Here is an 18,845-nt window from a genome sequence, read left to right on the forward strand (position 1 = left end):
ACGGCCGGTATGGATACGGCGCCGTCGGCACAACGCTGCGAACATGCTTTGGCGAAACTGTACTGTGTCACGCGAAGGTGGGGACGGCTCGGGGGAGGAAAGATGCCGGCACAGCCGACTACGCGTCTGCAGGTCAGCGGCTATAGATTTTTGGTTCGGCGGATGGAGCATGCGCTCGTCCGCCGTGATGTACGCATGCTCGGAGACCCGATGCGCTCGCAAACGAGGGCAATGGTCGTGGGTGGAATCGTGACGACGATCGGTCTCGCTGCGTGTCTAGTGCTTGCGCTGATCCGACCGCAGGACAAGATTGCCGACAACAAGATCGTCGTCGGCAAGGATTCCGGAGCGATGTTCGTCGTCATCGGCGACACCGTGCATCCCGTTCTCAATCTCGCGTCCGCGCGGTTGATCTCCGGCGAATCGGCCAAGCCCGCAATCGTGAAGGAAGCAGAGCTCGGCAAGAAGCCACGTGGCCCGCTGGTGGGCATCCCCGGCGCACCGTCGGCGCTTCCTTTCGATTCCGATGCCGATGGCCGGGCCTGGACCGTATGCGATTCGATCGCATCGGACGGGTCGAGTTCGATCACGACATCGGTGCTGATCGGCGACCCCGAGTTGGGCGATAGGAGCGCTGACCTCGCACCTGGAGACGCGCTCCTGCTGCGAGCCGGAAACGTCACCTATCTGGTCTACGACGGCAAGCGCGCCCGGATCGATCCGGCCGATCGTGCCGTCGTCGCAGCACTCGCACTGGATGGTGCGACCCCGAGACCGGTCAGCCCGGGTTTGCTCAACGCGATACCCGAGGTCGACGAGATTGCGCCGCCGACAATCGAGGGCGCGGGCGGTGTGCCGAACTATCCTTTCCCGGTAGCCAAGGTCGGCGCCGTCGTCCAGTCCGCGCGCAGCGAGGGCAATCAGTACTACGTCGTCCTGCGCGACGGTCTGCAGGCCATCGGGTCGGCGACGAAAGACCTTATCCGCTATACGGATTCACAGGGCATGGCCGATATCGAGAAGATCGCACCCGACAAGATCACAGCTGCGCCGCAGGTCGCAAGCCTCGACGTCGCAAGCTACCCGGACGCTGCCCGCGGCATCGCCGACATCGGAGAAACACCCGTCACCTGTTTGTCGTGGCAACCGATCACAAGCTCCGAAGACGAGGCATCGGCCGCGGAGATCACTGTGCTGACCGGTCGCGGACTACCGATGTCCGACGACGCCAGGCTCGTCGACCTCGCTCAAGCCGATGGGTCGGGCGACAAGGCTGATGCTGTCTACGTCAGACCCGGCGCAGGGGCGTTCGTCCAGACGACGGGTATCGCTGCGGACAGCCAACGTAGGGACAGCAAGTTCTACGTCGCTGACACCGGCGTTCGATACGGCATCGTCGACGACGATGCGGCCAAGGCGCTCGGCTTCACTCGTCCGGAGTCTGCCCCGTGGCCGATCGTGGCACTGCTGGCGCCGGGACCTGCGCTAGGCAGGGAGGAAGCGTTGCTTGCTCACGACGGTGTTGCTCCGGATCCGGCACCAGCGTTGGTGTCGGACAGGTGAAGTCGCCTACGAATCGGGAACGACGCGAGGATCGCGAGCGCGAGCACACCACCGATTGCCGCAGCGCCGATCAGCGCGATATTGCGTGGACGATCGTCGCGAGGTGCTGCGGCAGCCGGTAGCGGCAAAGCCTTCGCCGCCATGGTCGGACGGGCAGCGGTGTTCGTTCCGACGTCGGCGGTGACGGCCGCGTAGGGATCGATGACGCCGAACCCGACCAGGGGATTCCACCCTTCCGCAGGCGCGTGCGCGGTTTTCTTCAGTCGATCGATCACCTGCCGTGCAGACAGTTGTGGAAATCTCGCCCTGACGAGAGCAGCTGTTCCGCTCACGTACGGAACGGCAAAGCTGGTCCCGCGCAACACACCTTGGCGGCCTTTGTCGTCGATCGTGCCGGTTGTCAGGCCGGAACGTCGCGGGTCGAGGGACGTGATGCTCTCGCCGGGTGCTGCGACGTCGAGCCACGGCCCGGCAACCGTGAATTGCGATGGCGCGCCGTTCGAGTCGACCGATCCGACGGCAATGACGTAGTCGTCGTACCAGGCCGGCGACACGATCGTGGCGACCTGGTCCCACGGGTCCGCTGTCGGGCGGAGCGGATCGAGGCCGGGATTGCTCGCGCAGTTCTCGTCGGTGTTGCCCGCTGCAGCGACGATGACGACGTCCTTGGCCACAGCGGCGTATTCCACCGCGGCACCAAGTACACGATCGTCCAAACTGCCGGTTGCGCAGGCTACTTCGGAAATATTGATCACTCGCGCGCCCATGTCCGCCGCGCGAACCACGGCCGCGGCAAGAGTGCGGATGTCGCCGTATCCGTCGGCGGTCTGGCCTTCGCGTTGCTGTTCGGCTCGGCCGGCAACTTGAAACGCCCTGCTGGACTGCCGAATCGACAGAATCGTTGCCTCGGGCGCGACACCGACGAAGCCCTGACCGTCGACGGCGGTCGCGGCGATGATTCCTGCGACGACGGTGCCGTGCACGTCGCAGTCGTCGGTGCCGTCCGTCGTTCCCACGTAGTCGCCGCCAGGAACGAGGCCGGGCAGGCGCGGATGACGTGCGACACCGGTATCGATGACCGCAACCAGTTGACCTGCACCCCTGGTGAATTGCCACGCGGAGGTGAAGTCGAGATCACGCTGGCCGACGGGAACGGTCGGCCCGTCGCCGTCTGGTGCGGTTTCAGCGCAGCGCAACTTCTGCTCGGTCTTCTCGAACGGGGCCGGCGTCGCTCCGGACGGCAACCTGCCGGGGTCGATCGGAGGCGGTCGGTCGGCGGCGGCAGAGCCTTGGCCGAGTGACGCAGAGAGCGCGAGCAGCGCTGCGACCGCGATCGGTCGCCACGCGCCGCTCATATTCCGCGCAACAGCGCGAAAAGACCGGCGACCCAGCTGACCAACGGCAGAACGGCAGCGACACAGGCGTATTCGAGTAGTTCGACGGATCGGCGCACGGGTGGCGAGAACGTACGAGCCGGCGCCAGGATACCGAGCACAAGCGCGGCAACGGCCAATGCCATCGCTGCGCCGAAGATCGCCAACGGAGCGTCGACGGATACGGCGGCGTCGATGAGCAGTGCGACGAGAATCGCTGCGCCGCCTGCGATCAGGACACTGGCCTGCTCGGCGCTCGCGTAGGTGCGCCCCCGAAACATCAGGACCGCGGCGCACACGAGTGCCAATGCCGTTCCCTGCCAATAGATGTCGCTGATGCCAGCAATGTCGGTCGCGGCGAGCGCACCGCCGATCGTGACGAGCGTCGTCGCTCCGATCAGCCCTGACAGATAACGACGAGCCCGCTCCGTCTTCGCGGTGAGCGCGGCGAACGTCGGCAGCGCCTGATCGTCGGAAGGGTCGTCCTCGGCCGGATCGACCGAGGTGCCAGGCGCGGGAACGTTGGGTAGCGGCAGCTTGGCCAGCAGCATGGAAACCCTTGGTGCAAAAGCCAATCCGATGAGTGCCGCGGCGGCAAGGACCGCGCCGACCGTGCGAAGCGAGGCATCGGTCGTGAGCGCAACGAGCGCAGCGGGCGCAACGAAGGCTGCCGCGACGGCAACGCCGGTGAACAGCGTCAGGCCGACGCCGCCCACCCGAAGTGCCAATACCGCAATCGCGCCGACCAGCGTTGCGCCGAGCAAGACGTGTGCCGACGACGTTTCGCCGGGCACGAACAGCACGCCGGCGGCGAAAGCGGTCGGCAGCGAACACCCCGCCAACACCAGGGCGCTCTGCGCGTCGAAGTAGATCCGCGCAGTCACTGTCCCTGCGATCAGCAGCAACAGCGAGGCGAAAAGGGCACACACACCGCCGATCACGTCCTCTTCGCCCGCACCGGACCACAGCAACGCAAAACAGCCGACGACTGTCGCGACGGCGGCGAGAACCGATCCGAGCAGTCGTGCGCTCGTGTTGGTCCATCGGTTATAGCGGTCGGCGTCGACCATCGCGACGTTGTACATGATGTCGTCGAAGAGCGGCGTTGGAGCGGCGGCGGCCGGGCTCTCCAGCAACAGCAGGTCACCGTCTCGGATCCCGTGTTCGCTCAGGCTCAGCGTGGACGACAGCGGCGGTTGACCGACTTTCGCGAGCACCCATTCCTGCGGTCCGTCGGCATCCTGCGCCGATGCGACGGGTGGATCGACGTCGCCGGTGTTGGCATGAGTGCTGATCATGTCGACGATCCCGGGGATCAGCAGGGCCAACGAGACGTCGGCAGGCACTGCGAGGTCGACCTGGGTACGCCGCGCCAGGATCGTCAGTCGGCACAGGTCGGGCGCCCGTACCCGCGCCGAGCTGGTCTCGTGTGCTGGTTCGCTGATACGCGCAGCAGTCATGATGGTCCCCCCTGGCCATGAGTGTGCTCCGACGAACTGTACGACATGTCGGAGCAGCCCTTTACTATTAGCCCGGCAGCCTCACCGGTGACAGGGACTCGTGTGGGGTCTTGTTACGGAGGATGCTGCACGGGGGTGATCGAAATCGGGGGGAGTTCTCTATGAGTACGGTGCGGTTCCAACGCAGGACTCGGCGTGAAGTGCCGAGGGCTCCTGGCGGTGAAGTTGCCCTCCAGCCGCCACCGGAAATCCCACGCGTCACGCCGGGCAACCTGATGATGAAGCTGCTTCCGGTCGTCATGGTCGTCGCAATGGTCGGCATGATGGCGTTGCTCTTCACCTCGGGAGGCATCGGGTCCAACCCGTACAGCCTGCTGTTTCCGGTCATGATGTTGTTCTCGATGCTCGGTATGTTCGCAGGTCAGGGTGGTCGCGGTGGGGGAGCGAAGACCGCGGAGGCCAACGAGGATCGCAAGGATTACCTGCGCTACCTCGATCAGCTCCGACGAGATGTCTACGAGACCGGCGACGCGCAACGCACCGCGCTCACCTGGAGTCATCCCGATCCGCATCTGCTCTGGACTCTTGCGGGCTCGTCGCGCATGTGGGAGCGACGGGTGACCGATGCCGACTACTGCCACGCTCGCGTCGGACGTGGCAGCCAGCGCCTCGCCACTCGACTTGTTGCGCCCGAGACCGGCCCCGTCGAAGAGCTGGAGCCCGTCGCCGCTGTCTCGCTGCGCCGATTCGTGCGAGCCCATTCAGTTGTTCCCGACCTACCTACCGCCGTCTCGCTCCGCGGGTTCGCCTCCATCGCTCTCGACGGTGATCGTGACGCTGCTCGGGCGCTGGTGCGGTCCATGCTCGCCCAGCTCTGTACGTTCCACAGCCCGGATCAACTGCAGGTAGCGGTTGTGTGCGGCCCCGACACCGCGCGCGAATGGGAATGGGTGAAATGGCTGCCGCATTCGCAGCATCCCGATGCGGTCGACGGTGTCGGAAGTCAGCGGATGGTCTACGGCTCGATCATCGAACTGAACGCTGCGATCGGCTCGCAACTCGTGCTGCGCAGTAAGTTCTCGCGCAGTGCGCCGCCGCAGGCAGGGGTCGCGCAGATCGTCGTCGTGGTCGACGGCGGGTTGCTCGAATCCGACGTCGAGACCGACCACATCGTCGACGGCGGCGTCGATTCGGTCACCGTGATCGATCTCAGTGCATACGCACCGCGGCTTGCCGCAACGCGCGGGCTGCAACTTGTCGTCGAGAGCGGCACGATCGGAGCCCGCAGCGGAGCTGGGATCGAGCCGTTCGCAGCCGTCGATGATCTGAGCGCACAGCAAGCTCAAACCGTCGCGAGGCGCCTTGCGCCCTACCGCGCACCGTCGCGCCGGGCCGACACAACGGACGAGGGTGAGTCGATATCGTCGTGGAGCCAGCTCCTCGGTCTCGGCGACGTCGGCCTGCTCAATCCGAATCACGCGTGGCGCACCCGCAGCGGCCGAGACCGGTTGCGAGTTCCGATCGGTGTCGCTGCCGACGGCACCGCGGTCGAGCTCGACCTCAAAGAGGCCGCCGAGAACGGAATGGGTCCGCACGGGTTGTGCATCGGCGCAACAGGTTCCGGCAAGTCGGAATTTCTGCGAACGTTGGTCGTCGGGTTGATCGCCACACATTCACCCGACCAGCTGAACCTGGTTCTCGTCGACTTCAAGGGCGGCGCGACCTTCCTTGGCCTCGACAGCGCGCCGCATGTCGCGGCCGTGATCACCAACCTCGAAGAGGAATCCGCGCTCGTCGATCGGATGAAGGACGCGCTTGCGGGCGAGATGAACAGGCGGCAAGAGTTGCTGCGGTCGGCGGGTAACTTCGCGAACGTTTCCGATTACGAGAAGGCTCGCGCGGCAGGCGCTGATCTCGATCCGCTGCCTGCCTTGTTCGTCGTGATCGACGAGTTCTCCGAATTGCTCTCCCAGCAGCCGGAGTTTGCCGATCTGTTCGTCGCGATAGGGCGACTCGGCCGGTCGCTGCACATGCACCTCTTGCTTGCGAGTCAACGTCTCGACGAGGGCAAGCTCCGCGGACTCGACAGCCACCTTTCCTACCGCATCGGCTTGAAGACGTTCTCCGCCAACGAATCCCGTACCGTTCTCGGTGTCCCGGATGCCTATCACCTGCCTGCGAATCCGGGTGCGGGTTACCTGCGTTCGGACGCATCGGAGATCGTGAGATTCCAGGGTGCGTACGTGTCGGGTACCTACGTCGGGCGTGGCACACGAGAATCCGCCGAGCAGGGGCCTGGCTCGGTCGACGTCGAGTCGAGGGTTTTCACCGCCGCTCCGGTCGCCGCGCTGCAGGTCGAACCGAATGTCGCACCGGTCCTGCAGGCAGAGCCCGTCGACGACGGCGACGGCCCGACAGTGTTGCAGACGGTCGTCGACCGGGTTCGCGGCAGGGGTACACCCGCACACGAGATCTGGCTACCGCCACTCGACGAGCCAGCGACGTTGGATCAGCTGATTCCGCGATCGGTCCTGGTCGAGCCGACGCCGCGGCAGGCAACGCTACGTACCCCGATCGGACTCATCGACCGACCGTTCGACCAGCGGCGCGATCCGCTGATCGTCGACCTGTCCGGCGCCAAAGGGCATGTGGCCATCGTCGGCGGTCCGCAGTCGGGCAAATCGACCGCGCTTCGGTCGTTGATCGTGTCGATGGCGATGACACACTCCGCGGAACAGGTGCAGTTCTACTGTCTCGATTTCGGCGGCGGCACACTGGCCGGTCTGGACGGTTTGCCCCACGTCGGCTCGGTGGCTAACCGGCTCGACGAGGACAGGGTGCGTCGAACCGTTGCCGAGATGTCGACGTTGGTACGTCAGCGCGAAAAACGCTTCCGGCAACTCGGCGTGGAGTCGATGGCGGAGTTCCGTCGACTGCGCGCCGCCGAACCCGCTCACGCCGCCGGCGTTGCGGGTGTGGCCGACGATCCGTTCGGAGATGCCTTTCTCGTCATCGACGGCTACGGCAGCATCCGCCAAGATTTCGAACCGCTCGAGCAGCAGATCACCAACCTTGCCGTGCAAGGTCTCTCCTACGGCGTGCACGTGGTGCTCTCCGCCGCGCGGTGGGGCGAAGTCAGGCCGGCGTTGAAGGACCAGTTGGGTACGCGCATCGAGTTGCGACTCGGCGATCCCGCCGACTCCGAACTCGGCCGCCGGATCGGACTCCTGGTACCCGAAGGTCGACCTGGCCGTGGCATCACGCGGGATTCGTTGCATCTGTTGACCGCACTTCCGCGAGTGGACGGCATCGGCGACGCGAACGATCTTCGTACCGGTGTCGCGGACGCGGTGTCCGCCATCGCAGCGGCAACGACGAGCAGGCACGCTCCGCCGGTGCGGATGCTGCCCGATCGCCTCACCAGAGCCGAACTCGTCCATGCGACGTCGGGTTGGCCCGAGTACAACGACCCCGCGACGAAATGCCTGCAGGTACCGATCGGCCTGGACGAAGCCGAACTTGCGCCGGTCTTCGTCAACTTCGCCGAACAGACGCACTTCATGATCTTCGGCGATATCGAGTGCGGCAAGACGGCGTTGCTTCGGGGTATCTGCGAGGGTTTGATAGCATCCAACACCCCCGAGCAGGTCAAGATCGTCATCGGCGATACCCGACGAACGATGTTGGGAGCCTTCGAGTCGAGCCATATCGGTGGGTATGCGCCGGTGGTGTCGACGCTGGCGCAGATGATGGTCGAACTCGCCGCCATCCTGGCGCGTCGCATGCCGCCCCAGGATGTCAATCAGCAGCAACTCCGCGATCGCTCGTGGTGGTCGGGACCCGAGATCTACGTCGTGATCGACGACTACGACCTGGTCTCGACATCGTCGGGCAATCCGTTGACGCCTCTGCTCGAATATCTGCCGCTGGCAAAGGATCTCGGCTTCCATCTCGTGATCGCGCGACGGTCCGGCGGGGCTGCCCGTGCCCTGTACGAACCGGTGATCGCGCGGATGCGAGACGTGTCGACCGGCGGCCTGGTGATGAGTGGCAGTCGCGACGAAGGCAATCTGATCGGCGCCGTTCGGCCGAGCGAGATGCCACCCGGCCGCGGCACTCTCGTGACCCGTGCCGGTAGTGGACTGATTCAGACAACTTGGATGCCGCCGCTGTGACCGCCCACGTCGCGCTCCACCTGACCGACTCGCGTGTGTGGGTTCGGTACGGCCGGGAGGAGTGGGACGGACCGGTCGCGATGGACGATGCAGCGCAGGTGCAGATGTCACCGGCCTGGTTCGTCGACAGCGGCTACTGCGCCACACCCGACCGCGCTGTTCCGATCGCGGAGTCACTCGGACGAATTCTGCGTGACGCGATCGGCGAGGTCGGCTGTCGACCACCAGCGGAGCTGGTCGTCGCGACCTATCCGACGAACTGGGGAACTGCTCGTCTGAACGTGCTTGCGACAGCGTTGCGTTCGTTCGCGAACGAGGCGGAGTTCGTTGCGATCGCGGTCGCAGCCGCCCGAGCTGCAGCAGTTCGTGGGAAGTGCGCCACCGACGCGAACATCGTCGTGCTCGAGATCGGCGCCATGACGACCGTGGCGAGCTGTGTTGGACAGGCGTCGGGCGAAGGTCGCGTCGTTGCCTGCGAGCTGATCACCGACATCGGACTCGCCGACTGCAGCGAGCGTCGTGACGAACTGGTCGAGGTGGTCGACACCGTGATCGGATCGCGGCGGGTGGACGCTCTTGTGATCGTCGGCGACCTGGTTGCCACGGATATCGAAGCCCTCACCGAGGCGTTGTCCAGTCGATCCCCTGTCGAATTCTTGGCAGCGCGGGATCTCGTTCGCCATGTGGGTCGCCCGATTGTGAGCGAGCCGCAGATCGCGCGGCCCGAGCCCGTTCGCAACGTCGACTGGCTCGCTGCCGCGCCGGCAGACCGTGCGGCGTCGAGGGGGTCGCGTCGTACGGCACGACGGGTCCGAATGTTGGCAGCTGCGGCGCTGGTCGCGGTGGTCGCAGTCGGTGCAGGAGTCGCGTTCGCGTCGTCGCGAGAGGACCGGCACCTCGACACCGCGGAGCCGGGCGCCGCGCCGACCACGGATACCGATGTCGGCGAACTCACCCTCGGCAGGATCCGTGTGACGATCCCCGACGGCTGGCGGATCACTTCATCCGAGCCTCAGCAGCCAGGCCAGCTGCCGCGCCTGGAGCTAGTGCCGATTTCTGGCCCGGAGCGACGAATCACAGTCACTCAGTACGTAATTCGCTCCGACCTCGACTTGGAGGGGATTGCGAACGTGCTGCGGCGAAAGGTCGACGAAAGCCCGAACGGGGCAAATTACGAGGGCATCGAGGCGGACGTCGTGTTCGCGGGGCGACACGGTGTCACGTTCCGCGAGAACCCCGATGGACGTTCGCAAGTCAGGTGGCACGTGATGGTGGATCGGGATACGCAGGTCGGTGTCGGCTGTCAGGGGCTGTTCGGTGAGTGGGATGCCCTGTCGGGTGACTGCGAGCGAGTTGTCAGCAGCGTCGTGATATCACCATGACAAATATCGCCCTGACGAGCCGGTTCGCGACTTTCGAAACAGATGGAACCGATTGGACTCGACCGACGTCCAACCAGATGTAGGGCACGAATCGGCAGTCCAGCGGGGGGTGCCGACCCGGACGGTATGACAAGGAGTTCGTGATGGCAGGTGTGATTACCGATGTCGGCGCGATGGAAGCAGCGGCAGGACATGTCGAGACGGTCAACGGGCAGATGCAGCGATACATCGCCGATGTCAGGGCGCAGGCCGAGTCTTCCGGCGCAGCGTGGAAGGGCGACGCTGGCACCGCGTTCCGCCTTTTGATGACGCAGTACGACGAGGCCTCGGTGAAGATCCAGCGGAGCCTGCAGACCATCGCCGATCGCATTCGCGAGAACGGCAAGGGCTACGACGTCGCCGAGCAGGCGAACCAGGAGCAGATCCACAGCACCGGAGCTTCTTCGCAGCTGCTCGACATCAAAGCCTGACGTCCACACCTACACGCCAAAGGAGTTATACCGAAATGTTGGATTACAAATTCGGTGAGATCGACGCCATGTCGGACAGCTTGCGTTCGCGGTCGGTCGCACTCAACGAAACTCACGACGAGCTCAAGGGTTACGTCGCTGCGCTCGCCGCTACGTGGGAAGGTCAGGCGCAGGCGAACTATCAGTCGGTGCAGCGCGATTGGGATCAAGCGCACCAGCAGTTGGTCGAGGTACTCAACAAGATCGCGAACGTCGTCCGCGACGGCAACTCGGGTATGCAGGCAACAGAGGGTCGCGAAGCCATGAAGTGGGCCTGAAGGTCCGTACGACTGAGCACCGCGCCCGGCAGCTGGATCCGCTGCCGGGCGCATCGCTGTCTCGGTAGCCGATGGCTATGGCCGCCACCGGATGTCGGCGGTTCCAGGTACCCGAAGTGCTCCTGCGCCTGCGAACTCTGCTGGTTGTCGACGTCGACCAACTCGGTCGTGGGTATCGGTCGGCCTCGGAACCACCCGGGGGCAATGTGGGCCGAGTAGCATCGCCGAAATGCGAGGGGATCTCAATCAGACACTGATAGACACCGATGTCTGGACCGACGATCTGGTGGTCCAGGCAGGGATTCCGATCGTGGACGTACCGTTCGTGACGGTGGGCAGCGGGATCGGCTCGTTCGTCACCTTCGACACGCTGCGGATCTACGGCGTCCCGGCCGAGGCGATGGCGGTACTCGGTCCCCAGCAGGTGCCGTGGTCGAGCTACGAGTACTTGACCAAGGTGTCGCAGATCCCGCGAGTCGAACGGCTACGTTCGGACTCGCAGTCGATGCCGGACAATATTTGGGGATTTCCGTCGTACGCGGTGCGGGAAGCGTTGTCGGCCAACAGTGTCGGCGGATTCTTCAAGCCGCTGACCCAAGTGTTTCTCGAGCCGATTTTCGCCGACTACTACACGCCGCGCGCGGGTCAGGCGTTCGAGTCGATGGAGAAGGAATTCCACCGGGTCGGGTACGGGCAGTCGCTGCGCAACGGCATCGTTCGTATGATTCGCCGGCGTGCCGGCGGCGGATACTTCACGATCCTCACACCACCCGCGGGTTCGGCACCGACCAAACGAATCGGGTTCCGCAGCTTGTACGTTCACGTCGCGATCGGATATCCGGGGCTGAAGTTGCTCGACGATCTGCAGGAGTACCGCGAGAAGTACCGCGACCCGACGCGTGTCGTCAACGCCTACGAGCCGCACGAGCACATGTATCAGGCGCTGCAGCGTCGCCCCGGGACCGTGATGATCAGGGGGAGTGGCATCGTCGCGTCACGGGTGCTGCAGCGGCTGATCGACGATCGTGACCGTCTCGGTCTGCAGACCAACATTCTGCATCTGTTCCGCACCTACGTGAACGCGCCGCATGGACCGAGCGTGTTCAAACGTCGAAAAGGTAAGGACGGCTGGGCCTATCAGGGGTTCAACTACCCGAAGTCGGTGTGGGGTGGTCAGCTGAAGGCGAAGATGCGGAACCTGGAGGGTGAGGAACGCGCCCGCGCTTACAAGGAGATGGGCGGCACGAACACGCCGGTCCGGAAGAATTGGCAGGAGCAGTTGCGCCGCGGCCGCGCTCAGGGCTGGTATCAGGTGATGGCAGGAACTGCCCGCGATCTGCGTCCGGCCCCGAACGGGCAGGGTGTCATCTCGACGATCGTCCCGGATCCGCAGGCGCCGTTGCCGTTTCCACCGCCGACGCAGCCGTTCGATACACCGGTCGACTATGTGGTCGATTGCACGGGCCTCGAAGCTGACATCCGTGAGCATCGCGTTCTTGCGGATCTGCTCGACCATTCCGGTGCCGGCAGAAACCCGGTCGGACGCCTCGACGTTGCGCGGACCTTCGAACTCGTCGGGACGCGAAGCGGCACCGGCCGCATCTACGCGTCGGGTACAGCGACGCTCGGCGGGTATTTTCCCGGTGTGGATACGTTCCTGGGACTGCAGATCGCCGCGCAGGAAATCGCGGACGACCTCGCGGCCAACGGTTTCGTCAATCGAATGGGACCGCTGCGGTCGACCCATCAATGGTGGCTGTGGGCCAGAAACAAGAGGATCTGAGGCAATGCTGCCAACCCTGAACGGACGCATTCAAACTCGCGTCCTCGGCCTCGGAATCATCGGCTTCTTCGTCGCACTGCTCATTACCCCGATCTTGCCGACGGGTGACCTCGGCATCGGGCAGGCCTACCGGGTGACGCTGAGCGTCTTGCTCACCGTGGTTCTGGTCGGTGTCCTGTGGGAACTGCTGTACCACTTTCTGATGCAGTTCCGGTGGGAGAAGGATTGGCCGACGCTGTTCGGACTGCTCACGATGATCAACGAGGGCATTCTCGTTTGGCTACTCGTTCGCTACACGACGATCGTGGTTCCTGAACATCTACGGCCGTCGTTGACGGCCTTTCTGATCCAGTTCATCGTCACCTGGCTCGTATTCTGGATAATCGTGAACGGACCGATGCGACTTGTCTTCCATCGGTGGCGGTTCTCTGGAGGAAGGTTCCTGTGAGTACAGGGCAGGTCGAAATTGTCCCGGGTCGGCATCTCGTTGCGTCGACGGCGGGAGTCGTTGTCGTCGTTGCACATCGCGACTCGTCGGCACTGACCGCAGGCTCCTCCGCCGCGCAGACCTGGCAGGCCCTGCACGATCTGGTGCAGCAGGCAGCGTCCATGGACGCGCGTAAACCCGGTCGCGCATTTGCCAGGCTCGCGACGAGATGGGTTGTGGACCAGGACGACGACGTCGAGTTCGGAGTGCTGTCGCCTGCTGGAAACGGACTTGCCGTGTTCTTGCACGGGGGCGTCACGGCCGTGATCGGCACCGGGAGCGGCGAGCAGGAAACGATCCGCGGAAACGATGCGGCGTTCACCGTCGACCGCATCGTCGACGCGCCGACCATCGCAGGCCTCTTCGTCGACGAATCCGGCACGCCACCCACCCTTCCCGTAGAGCGTGGGATCAGTGCGCTGACCGAGGGCGTCGCGCCCGGTGTCGGCGCCGTGCTGTGGCTGACCGAGCCGACGACGGAAACGAAGCGGCCACCGGGTTTGCTGAAGCGGATTCTCCGGCCGGATCCTGCCGACGATCTGCCCGACACCGCGATGATGTCGAAGGTCGATGCGTTGGCGGACGACGACCTGCCAAGTACGGCGATGATGCCGAAGTTCGATCCGTTCGCCGACGACGATGACGACGTCGACGACACAGAAGACACAGCCGACCCGCAGGACGACCACGACCACGCGCACGGCCATGGTCACGTCCACCCGGAACCGGCGACGGTGCCACGGCTGCCAAGCGCGCCCGAGCCGGGGCTTGCAGAGACGGTTGTGCCTGCCCGGGTCAACGCGCTGTTGAAACCACCCGCTCTCTCGGCACGTATCGACATAACCGACGAACCGGAGCCACGCAGGCAACCGCTGCCGGACGGCAGCACAAGCAGGCGAGACAGGTCCCGTGAACAGACCGAACTCGGCGTCGTCGGCGTCAAGGTCCGCGGATTCAAGTGCGCGAGAGCACATCTCAACGATCCGCGGGTTGCGTTCTGCCGCGTGTGCGGATTACGCATGGATCAGTTGACCGGAATTCTGACCGAAGACACCCGACCACCGCTCGGGTTGCTGGTCGTCGACGACGGCACCACGTTCATTCTCGACGGTGATTGCGTGCTCGGCCGCGAGCCGGAGACGTCGGATGCGGCGCGGGCGGGGTTCACTCCGATTCGGCTGTCCGACTCCTCGGGTGGGATGTCGAGGGCGCACGCCGAATTCCGCCTTATCGAGTGGGACGTCGCCATCGTCGATCGCGGTTCGACGAACGGCACACACGTTCGCGTCGCGGGTGCTTTGGATTGGCATCGACTGCCACCGCGGCAACCGTTTCTGCTTACACCTGGATCGGAAGTGATGATCGGCGGACGGACCGTGACCTTCGATTCTCCGCACGGTCAGTTGTAGGGCCGGCGGTTACAGGACCGGCAGTTACAGGACCGGCAAAGCTTCGCGGGGCGAGGACGGGCACAATCGTTGCCATGCCTAGTGATGCCTCGACGCCGACCCTTGCTGTCATCGGCGGCAGCGGGTTCTACGACTTCTTCGGTGCCGGCGCACGTGAGGTCGCCGTCGAGACGCCGTACGGGCCGCCGAGTGCGCCGATCACGATTGGTCGGATCGGGAATCGGACAGTCGCCTTTCTGCCGCGGCACGGTCGGTCGCACGAGTACGCGCCGCACACCGTTCCGTATCGGGCGAATCTGTGGGCTTTGCGGTCGTTGGGCGTGCGTCGGATCTTCGGGCCGTGTGCGGTCGGCAGCCTGACCCCAGACCTCGGTCCGGGCAGCATCGTCGTTCCCGATCAACTTGTGGACCGCACCTCGGGTAGGCCGCAGACCTTCTTCGACAAGGGCGCTGTCCACGTCTCGTTTGCCGATCCGTATTGCGCGGAATTACGTTCTGCGCTTGCGCGGCCCGGCGTCGGCGACGGTGCAACCATGGTGGTCGTCGAGGGTCCGCGATTCTCGACCCGAGCCGAAAGCCGTTGGTTCGCTGCTCAGGGTTGGGAACTGGTGAACATGACCGGCCATCCCGAGGCAGTGCTCGCCCGTGAACTCGAAATATGTTATGCCGCTGTGGCATTGGTGACCGACCTCGATGCGGGCGTCGAGGTCGGAACCGGCGTCCACGCTACCGACGTCTTCGCGGAGTTCAAGCGCAACATAGGCCCTTTCAAGCAACTTCTCACCGACGCGATTGCCCGCGTCGACGGCGACGACACGTGCGCGCAGTGTCGAGTACACGATGGTGTCGTCCTTCCGTTCGAACTGCCGTGATGCGGATATTGCTGACCGGCGCCGCCGGATTCATCGGAGCTCACGTGGCGTCGGAGTTGCGTGCTGCGAAGCACGAGGTGATCGAGATCGATGCACTGCTGCCGTCCGCGCATCCGGCTGGGACCGCACCGGATGGGTTGCAGCGCATCGATGTTCGCGACTCCGATGGCCTCGACGACATACTCACGGGCGTCGACGTCGTGTGTCATCAGGCGGCTGTGGTCGGCTCCGGCATCGGACCCGACGATGCTCCCGCCTACGCCAGTCACAACGACTTCGGCACAGCTGTGTTACTCGCAGCGATGCATCGGGCAGGGTGTGAGCGACTCGTTCTCGCCTCGTCGATGGTCGTGTACGGCGAAGGTCGGTATAGGTGTGACACGTGCGGAATTGTCGACCCGCTGCCACGAACGACGGCCGATCTCGACGCAGGTCGCTTCGACAACCGGTGTCCTATCTCAGGGGATGCGACCAGTTGGGACCTGGTGCCGGAGGAGGCTGCTCTGCGCCCCCGAAGCACCTATGCCGCAAGCAAAGTGGCGCAGGAGCACTACGCGTCAGCGTGGGCTGCGGCGACCGGTGGCAGTGTGACGGCACTGCGCTATCACAATGTCTACGGCGACCTGATGCCCTCGGACACACCGTATTCCGGCGTCGCCGCGATGTTTCGGTCGTCGCTCGCCGCGGGGCGGGCGCCCGCGGTCTTCGAAGACGGAGCGCAAACGCGTGATTTCGTGCATGTCCAGGATGTCGCGGTAGCGAACCGGCTTGCGATCGAAGCAGCCCTGGGCGGGTTCGAGGCGCTGAATGTGTGCTCCGGACAACCTATTACGATCGGCGCGGTCGCCGACATCCTGGCCAAGACCGCAGCCGGACCCGCCCCCGTCGTGACGGGGCAGTACCGCCCTGGCGACGTGCGCCACGTGGTTGCCGACCCCGCGCGCGCCTACGCTCGGCTCGGTTTTCGTGCGACAACTCGTCCTGCCGATGGGCTCGCCGCCTTCGCCGATGCACCGTTGCGGGCGCGTGCGGCGGAGTCGAGCCCTTCGGTATAACCAGAGATCGGTGCAACCACGGAGCAGGGTGACTACGAAGCAGGCTCGGCGGCCAGCGGGAGCACCACCTCGAACCGCGATCCGCTCGCCCGGTTGGAGGCGCTGATCTTGCCGTGGTGTGCCTCGATTAGACCCGCGGCAATCGCGAGTCCCATGCCACTTCCTGCAGGCAGACCACCGTTCGCCACGGGGGAGCGTGCCGTCGTCCCGCGATAGGCGACCTCGAAGATACGCAGGAGGTCCTCGTCGGCGATGCCGGTGCCGGTGTCGTCGACACGGGTCCATGCGTGACCGGCGTCGGTTCCCGCCGAGATCTCGACAGTGCCGCCCGGCGGTGTGTGCGCGATCGCGTTGGTGACCAGGTTCGTCAGAACTCGGCCGAGCGCGTGGTCGCTGCCTGCGACGAAGATCGGTCGGCCCGGTTGCTCGGCACGTAGTTCGACCTGTGCCCGCTCCGCGGACGCTCTGCTTGCGGCGACCACCTCGTCGATCACTTCGTGCAGGTCGAGAGTCTCCAACGTCAACCGAAGCGCTCCCGCGTTGATCTTGGACATCTCGAAGAGGTCGTCGACCATCGAGGCGAGCCTGTCCGTCTCACGGACGATCTGCTCCGAGTAGCGCGTGATATCGGCGGGATCGTCGACTACCCGGTCGGTAAGCGCCTCCGCCATCGCACGGATTCCTGCGAGCGGAGTTCGGAGATCGTGGCTGACCCAGGCGACAAGTTCGCGTCGCGACTTCTCCGCAGCACGTTCCTGCTCGCGGATCTCCTTCTCCCAGACGGTCCGTTTCGCCTGGTAGCGGCCGAGTGCAACGGCTGCCGGAACGGTGACGATCGCGACGACGGCGAGAACGATGGCGGTTCGTTCCAGTTCCTGCGTGAACATCAGCCCGCTCACGCCGATCACGCCGGCGAACGTTGCCAGCGTCGGGATCAGGACCAGTGCGGCCATGCTTGCGGTGAGTGACAGGTTGCGCCCCCGGTGCAGAACGACCGACCCGAGGAGGACGACGGGTATCGAGCAGACGAGTGTGTAGAGCACGATCTCGACGAGGTTCGTTGGCATTGTGGCTCCTCCGCCTTCACCAGTTGGTGAAGATCAGGTGGACAAGAACGAGTGTGCCTGCGGCTTGGACAACCAGCCAGCGACGCGCATGTCGCTCTGGGAGCAGTGCGCAGGCAGCGAACAGCCAGATGGTGAACGGCAACCAGATGCGCTCGGTCTCTGCTTTGCTCAAACCCGAGAGGTCGGCCAGGACGATTGCGCACAGCATCCCGGCCACCAGCATGGGTACACCGTTGCCGCCGAATCGATTCGCGGGCAGACGATGCAACGCCGCGGGGACCGCGAGACCTGTTGCACAGACCACCGCGGCGAGGTTGCCCCACACCCAATAGCTGTACGGCCGAAGAGACGCGATGCCCTGGTAGTAGCGCTCGACAACGAGGTGATATCCGTCGAGCCACCAGAATCCGGATGCGGTGAAGACGGCCGCCACGATCAGTGCGCCACCGAGTGCGGGCAGCAGGGGCCTGACGTTGCGAGTGGCCACGAGAACGAACACGGCAGGAACCCCCATCAGAACCATGCCGTAGTTGAGGTAGATCCCGAACCCGAAGCCGATACCCGCCGCTGCGGCGATCCATACAGCGCCCCGACCCTGTCGCGTCGCCGCAACGGCCAGGAGCGCGATTGCCCATGCGGTGACACCGGCGAACATGGCATCGGCCGAGACGGCGATCCAGACCGCCGCGGGCGCAAGTACAAGAAACGGCGCGCACGAGCGGGCAAGTGCTTCCGAGCCGAGGGCTCGAACTGCGACTAGCACGGCAACCGAAGCGCTGCAGCCGACAACCACGCAGAAGGTGCCTGCCCATGCCCCACCGGACAACCCGATCCGGTCGAGCCAGACGAAGCTCAGGAGGGCGCCTGGCGGATGGCCGGACACATGGGTCGTCCAGGAATCGGGTCGAAAGTCGAGGATGCGGTCGCTGAAACCGCGGAGCATCGCTGGAATGTCGTTCACCCCATCGACTTCGGCGAGATACTCGTTCGAATCGGTCAGTCGGCGGACGAAGCCTCGCTCCCAGCCGTCGATAAGTGCAAGCGCGATCGCCCAGCCGAGTGCCCCGAGATAGGTTGCAGCGCATAACATTCGCCACGATGCCTGCGCCGCGATCCGCGGTCCGAATCCGATCACAAGTACTGCAATTGCAAGTGCTGGCCCGCTACCCCAACCGAGATGCGGTTCCCAGAACCCGAAGATCGGGGCGGTGTGCGCGACAAGGGTGCCCCGCCATTCTTCGCTTGCCACGAGCGGAACGACGAATGCCACAGCAACGAGCACCACTGCTGCGCCCGCGCCGATCAGATCCCGTCGGACCGTCGGTGCAGCGCTGAGGGCCTGCGGCACGGAAAGCTTCACGTCGTCACGATAGGCCCGGGTCGAACGACCCAGTCGCCGAAACTCCTCTCGCGGCCTCGCCGTCATCGTTTC

At 64.9% G+C, this 18,845-nt stretch carries 14 protein-coding genes; 10 read left to right on the forward strand and 4 right to left on the reverse strand.

Features of this window, described 5'->3' with window-relative positions:
* The first annotated feature begins 102 nt into the window (after nucleotides 1-102).
* Nucleotides 103-1,563 carry a type VII secretion protein EccB gene (gene eccB, locus ACHIRB_RS15950; RefSeq protein ID WP_395112047.1) on the forward strand — a complete coding sequence of 487 codons (1,461 nt, stop codon included), beginning with the start codon at nucleotides 103-105 and terminating at the stop codon, nucleotides 1,561-1,563.
* Here eccB and mycP read toward each other — a convergent pair.
* Together mycP and eccD are read right to left on the reverse strand one after the other, a co-directional pair.
* Nucleotides 1,512-2,918, reverse strand: coding sequence for a type VII secretion-associated serine protease mycosin (mycP, locus tag ACHIRB_RS15955; protein WP_395124137.1), 1,407 nt, complete (start codon nucleotides 2,916-2,918; stop codon nucleotides 1,512-1,514). The two genes, eccB and mycP, sit on opposite strands and share 52 nt — an antisense overlap.
* Entirely contained in the window at nucleotides 2,915-4,396 is a 1,482-nt protein-coding gene (eccD, locus tag ACHIRB_RS15960; RefSeq protein ID WP_395124136.1) for a type VII secretion integral membrane protein EccD, read from the reverse strand. The genes mycP and eccD overlap by 4 nt, the downstream gene beginning before the upstream one ends.
* A gap of 161 nt (nucleotides 4,397-4,557) precedes the next feature.
* On the opposite strand from eccD, the gene eccCa reads away from it, so the two are divergent.
* The 9 genes from eccCa to ACHIRB_RS16005 all read left to right on the forward strand — a co-directional run bounded on the left by eccCa (nucleotide 4,558) and on the right by ACHIRB_RS16005 (nucleotide 16,346).
* Nucleotides 4,558-8,571, forward strand: coding sequence for a type VII secretion protein EccCa (gene eccCa / locus ACHIRB_RS15965; protein WP_395124135.1), 4,014 nt, complete (start codon nucleotides 4,558-4,560; stop codon nucleotides 8,569-8,571).
* Nucleotides 8,568-9,953, forward strand: a complete 1,386-nt coding sequence (locus ACHIRB_RS15970) for a type VII secretion-associated protein (RefSeq protein ID WP_395112042.1) — start codon at nucleotides 8,568-8,570, stop codon at nucleotides 9,951-9,953. Before eccCa ends, ACHIRB_RS15970 begins: the two co-directional genes overlap by 4 nt.
* A 143-nt stretch (nucleotides 9,954-10,096) precedes the next feature.
* The gene (locus ACHIRB_RS15975; protein ID WP_199703278.1) at nucleotides 10,097-10,423 is read left to right on the forward strand and encodes a WXG100 family type VII secretion target; all 327 of its coding nucleotides are present in this window, start codon (nucleotides 10,097-10,099) and stop codon (nucleotides 10,421-10,423) included.
* 35 nt (nucleotides 10,424-10,458) lie between these two features.
* Nucleotides 10,459-10,740, forward strand: coding sequence for a WXG100 family type VII secretion target (locus ACHIRB_RS15980; protein WP_395112041.1), 282 nt, complete (start codon nucleotides 10,459-10,461; stop codon nucleotides 10,738-10,740).
* Nucleotides 10,741-10,969: 229 nt separating this feature from the next.
* Nucleotides 10,970-12,523, forward strand: coding sequence for an FAD/NAD(P)-binding protein (locus ACHIRB_RS15985; RefSeq protein ID WP_395124134.1), 1,554 nt, complete (start codon nucleotides 10,970-10,972; stop codon nucleotides 12,521-12,523).
* Between the two features lie 4 nt (nucleotides 12,524-12,527).
* Nucleotides 12,528-12,971 carry a hypothetical protein gene (locus ACHIRB_RS15990; protein ID WP_395124133.1) on the forward strand — a complete coding sequence of 148 codons (444 nt, stop codon included), beginning with the start codon at nucleotides 12,528-12,530 and terminating at the stop codon, nucleotides 12,969-12,971.
* The gene (locus ACHIRB_RS15995) at nucleotides 12,968-14,419 is read left to right on the forward strand and encodes an FHA domain-containing protein (RefSeq protein WP_395112038.1); all 1,452 of its coding nucleotides are present in this window, start codon (nucleotides 12,968-12,970) and stop codon (nucleotides 14,417-14,419) included. The genes ACHIRB_RS15990 and ACHIRB_RS15995 overlap by 4 nt, the downstream gene beginning before the upstream one ends.
* 74 nt (nucleotides 14,420-14,493) lie before the next feature.
* Nucleotides 14,494-15,291 carry an S-methyl-5'-thioadenosine phosphorylase gene (locus ACHIRB_RS16000; RefSeq protein ID WP_395112037.1) on the forward strand — a complete coding sequence of 266 codons (798 nt, stop codon included), beginning with the start codon at nucleotides 14,494-14,496 and terminating at the stop codon, nucleotides 15,289-15,291.
* On the forward strand, nucleotides 15,291-16,346 hold the full coding sequence (locus ACHIRB_RS16005; protein ID WP_395112036.1) for an NAD-dependent epimerase/dehydratase family protein: 1,056 nt from the start codon (nucleotides 15,291-15,293) through the stop codon (nucleotides 16,344-16,346). Before ACHIRB_RS16000 ends, ACHIRB_RS16005 begins: the two co-directional genes overlap by 1 nt.
* Nucleotides 16,347-16,378: 32 nt before the next feature.
* Here the strand turns inward: ACHIRB_RS16005 and ACHIRB_RS16010 are convergent, their stop codons facing one another.
* On the reverse strand, nucleotides 16,379-17,413 hold the full coding sequence (locus tag ACHIRB_RS16010; protein ID WP_395112035.1) for a sensor histidine kinase: 1,035 nt from the start codon (nucleotides 17,411-17,413) through the stop codon (nucleotides 16,379-16,381).
* A 16-nt stretch (nucleotides 17,414-17,429) separates the two neighbouring features.
* A complete protein-coding gene (locus ACHIRB_RS16015; protein ID WP_395112034.1) occupies nucleotides 17,430-18,839 on the reverse strand; it encodes a hypothetical protein in 1,410 nt (469 codons plus the stop codon).
* Between the last annotated feature and the right edge of the window lie 6 nt (nucleotides 18,840-18,845).

It is taken from the genome of Antrihabitans spumae (assembly GCF_043944905.1).
GTDB lineage: Bacteria > Actinomycetota > Actinomycetes > Mycobacteriales > Mycobacteriaceae > Antrihabitans > Antrihabitans spumae.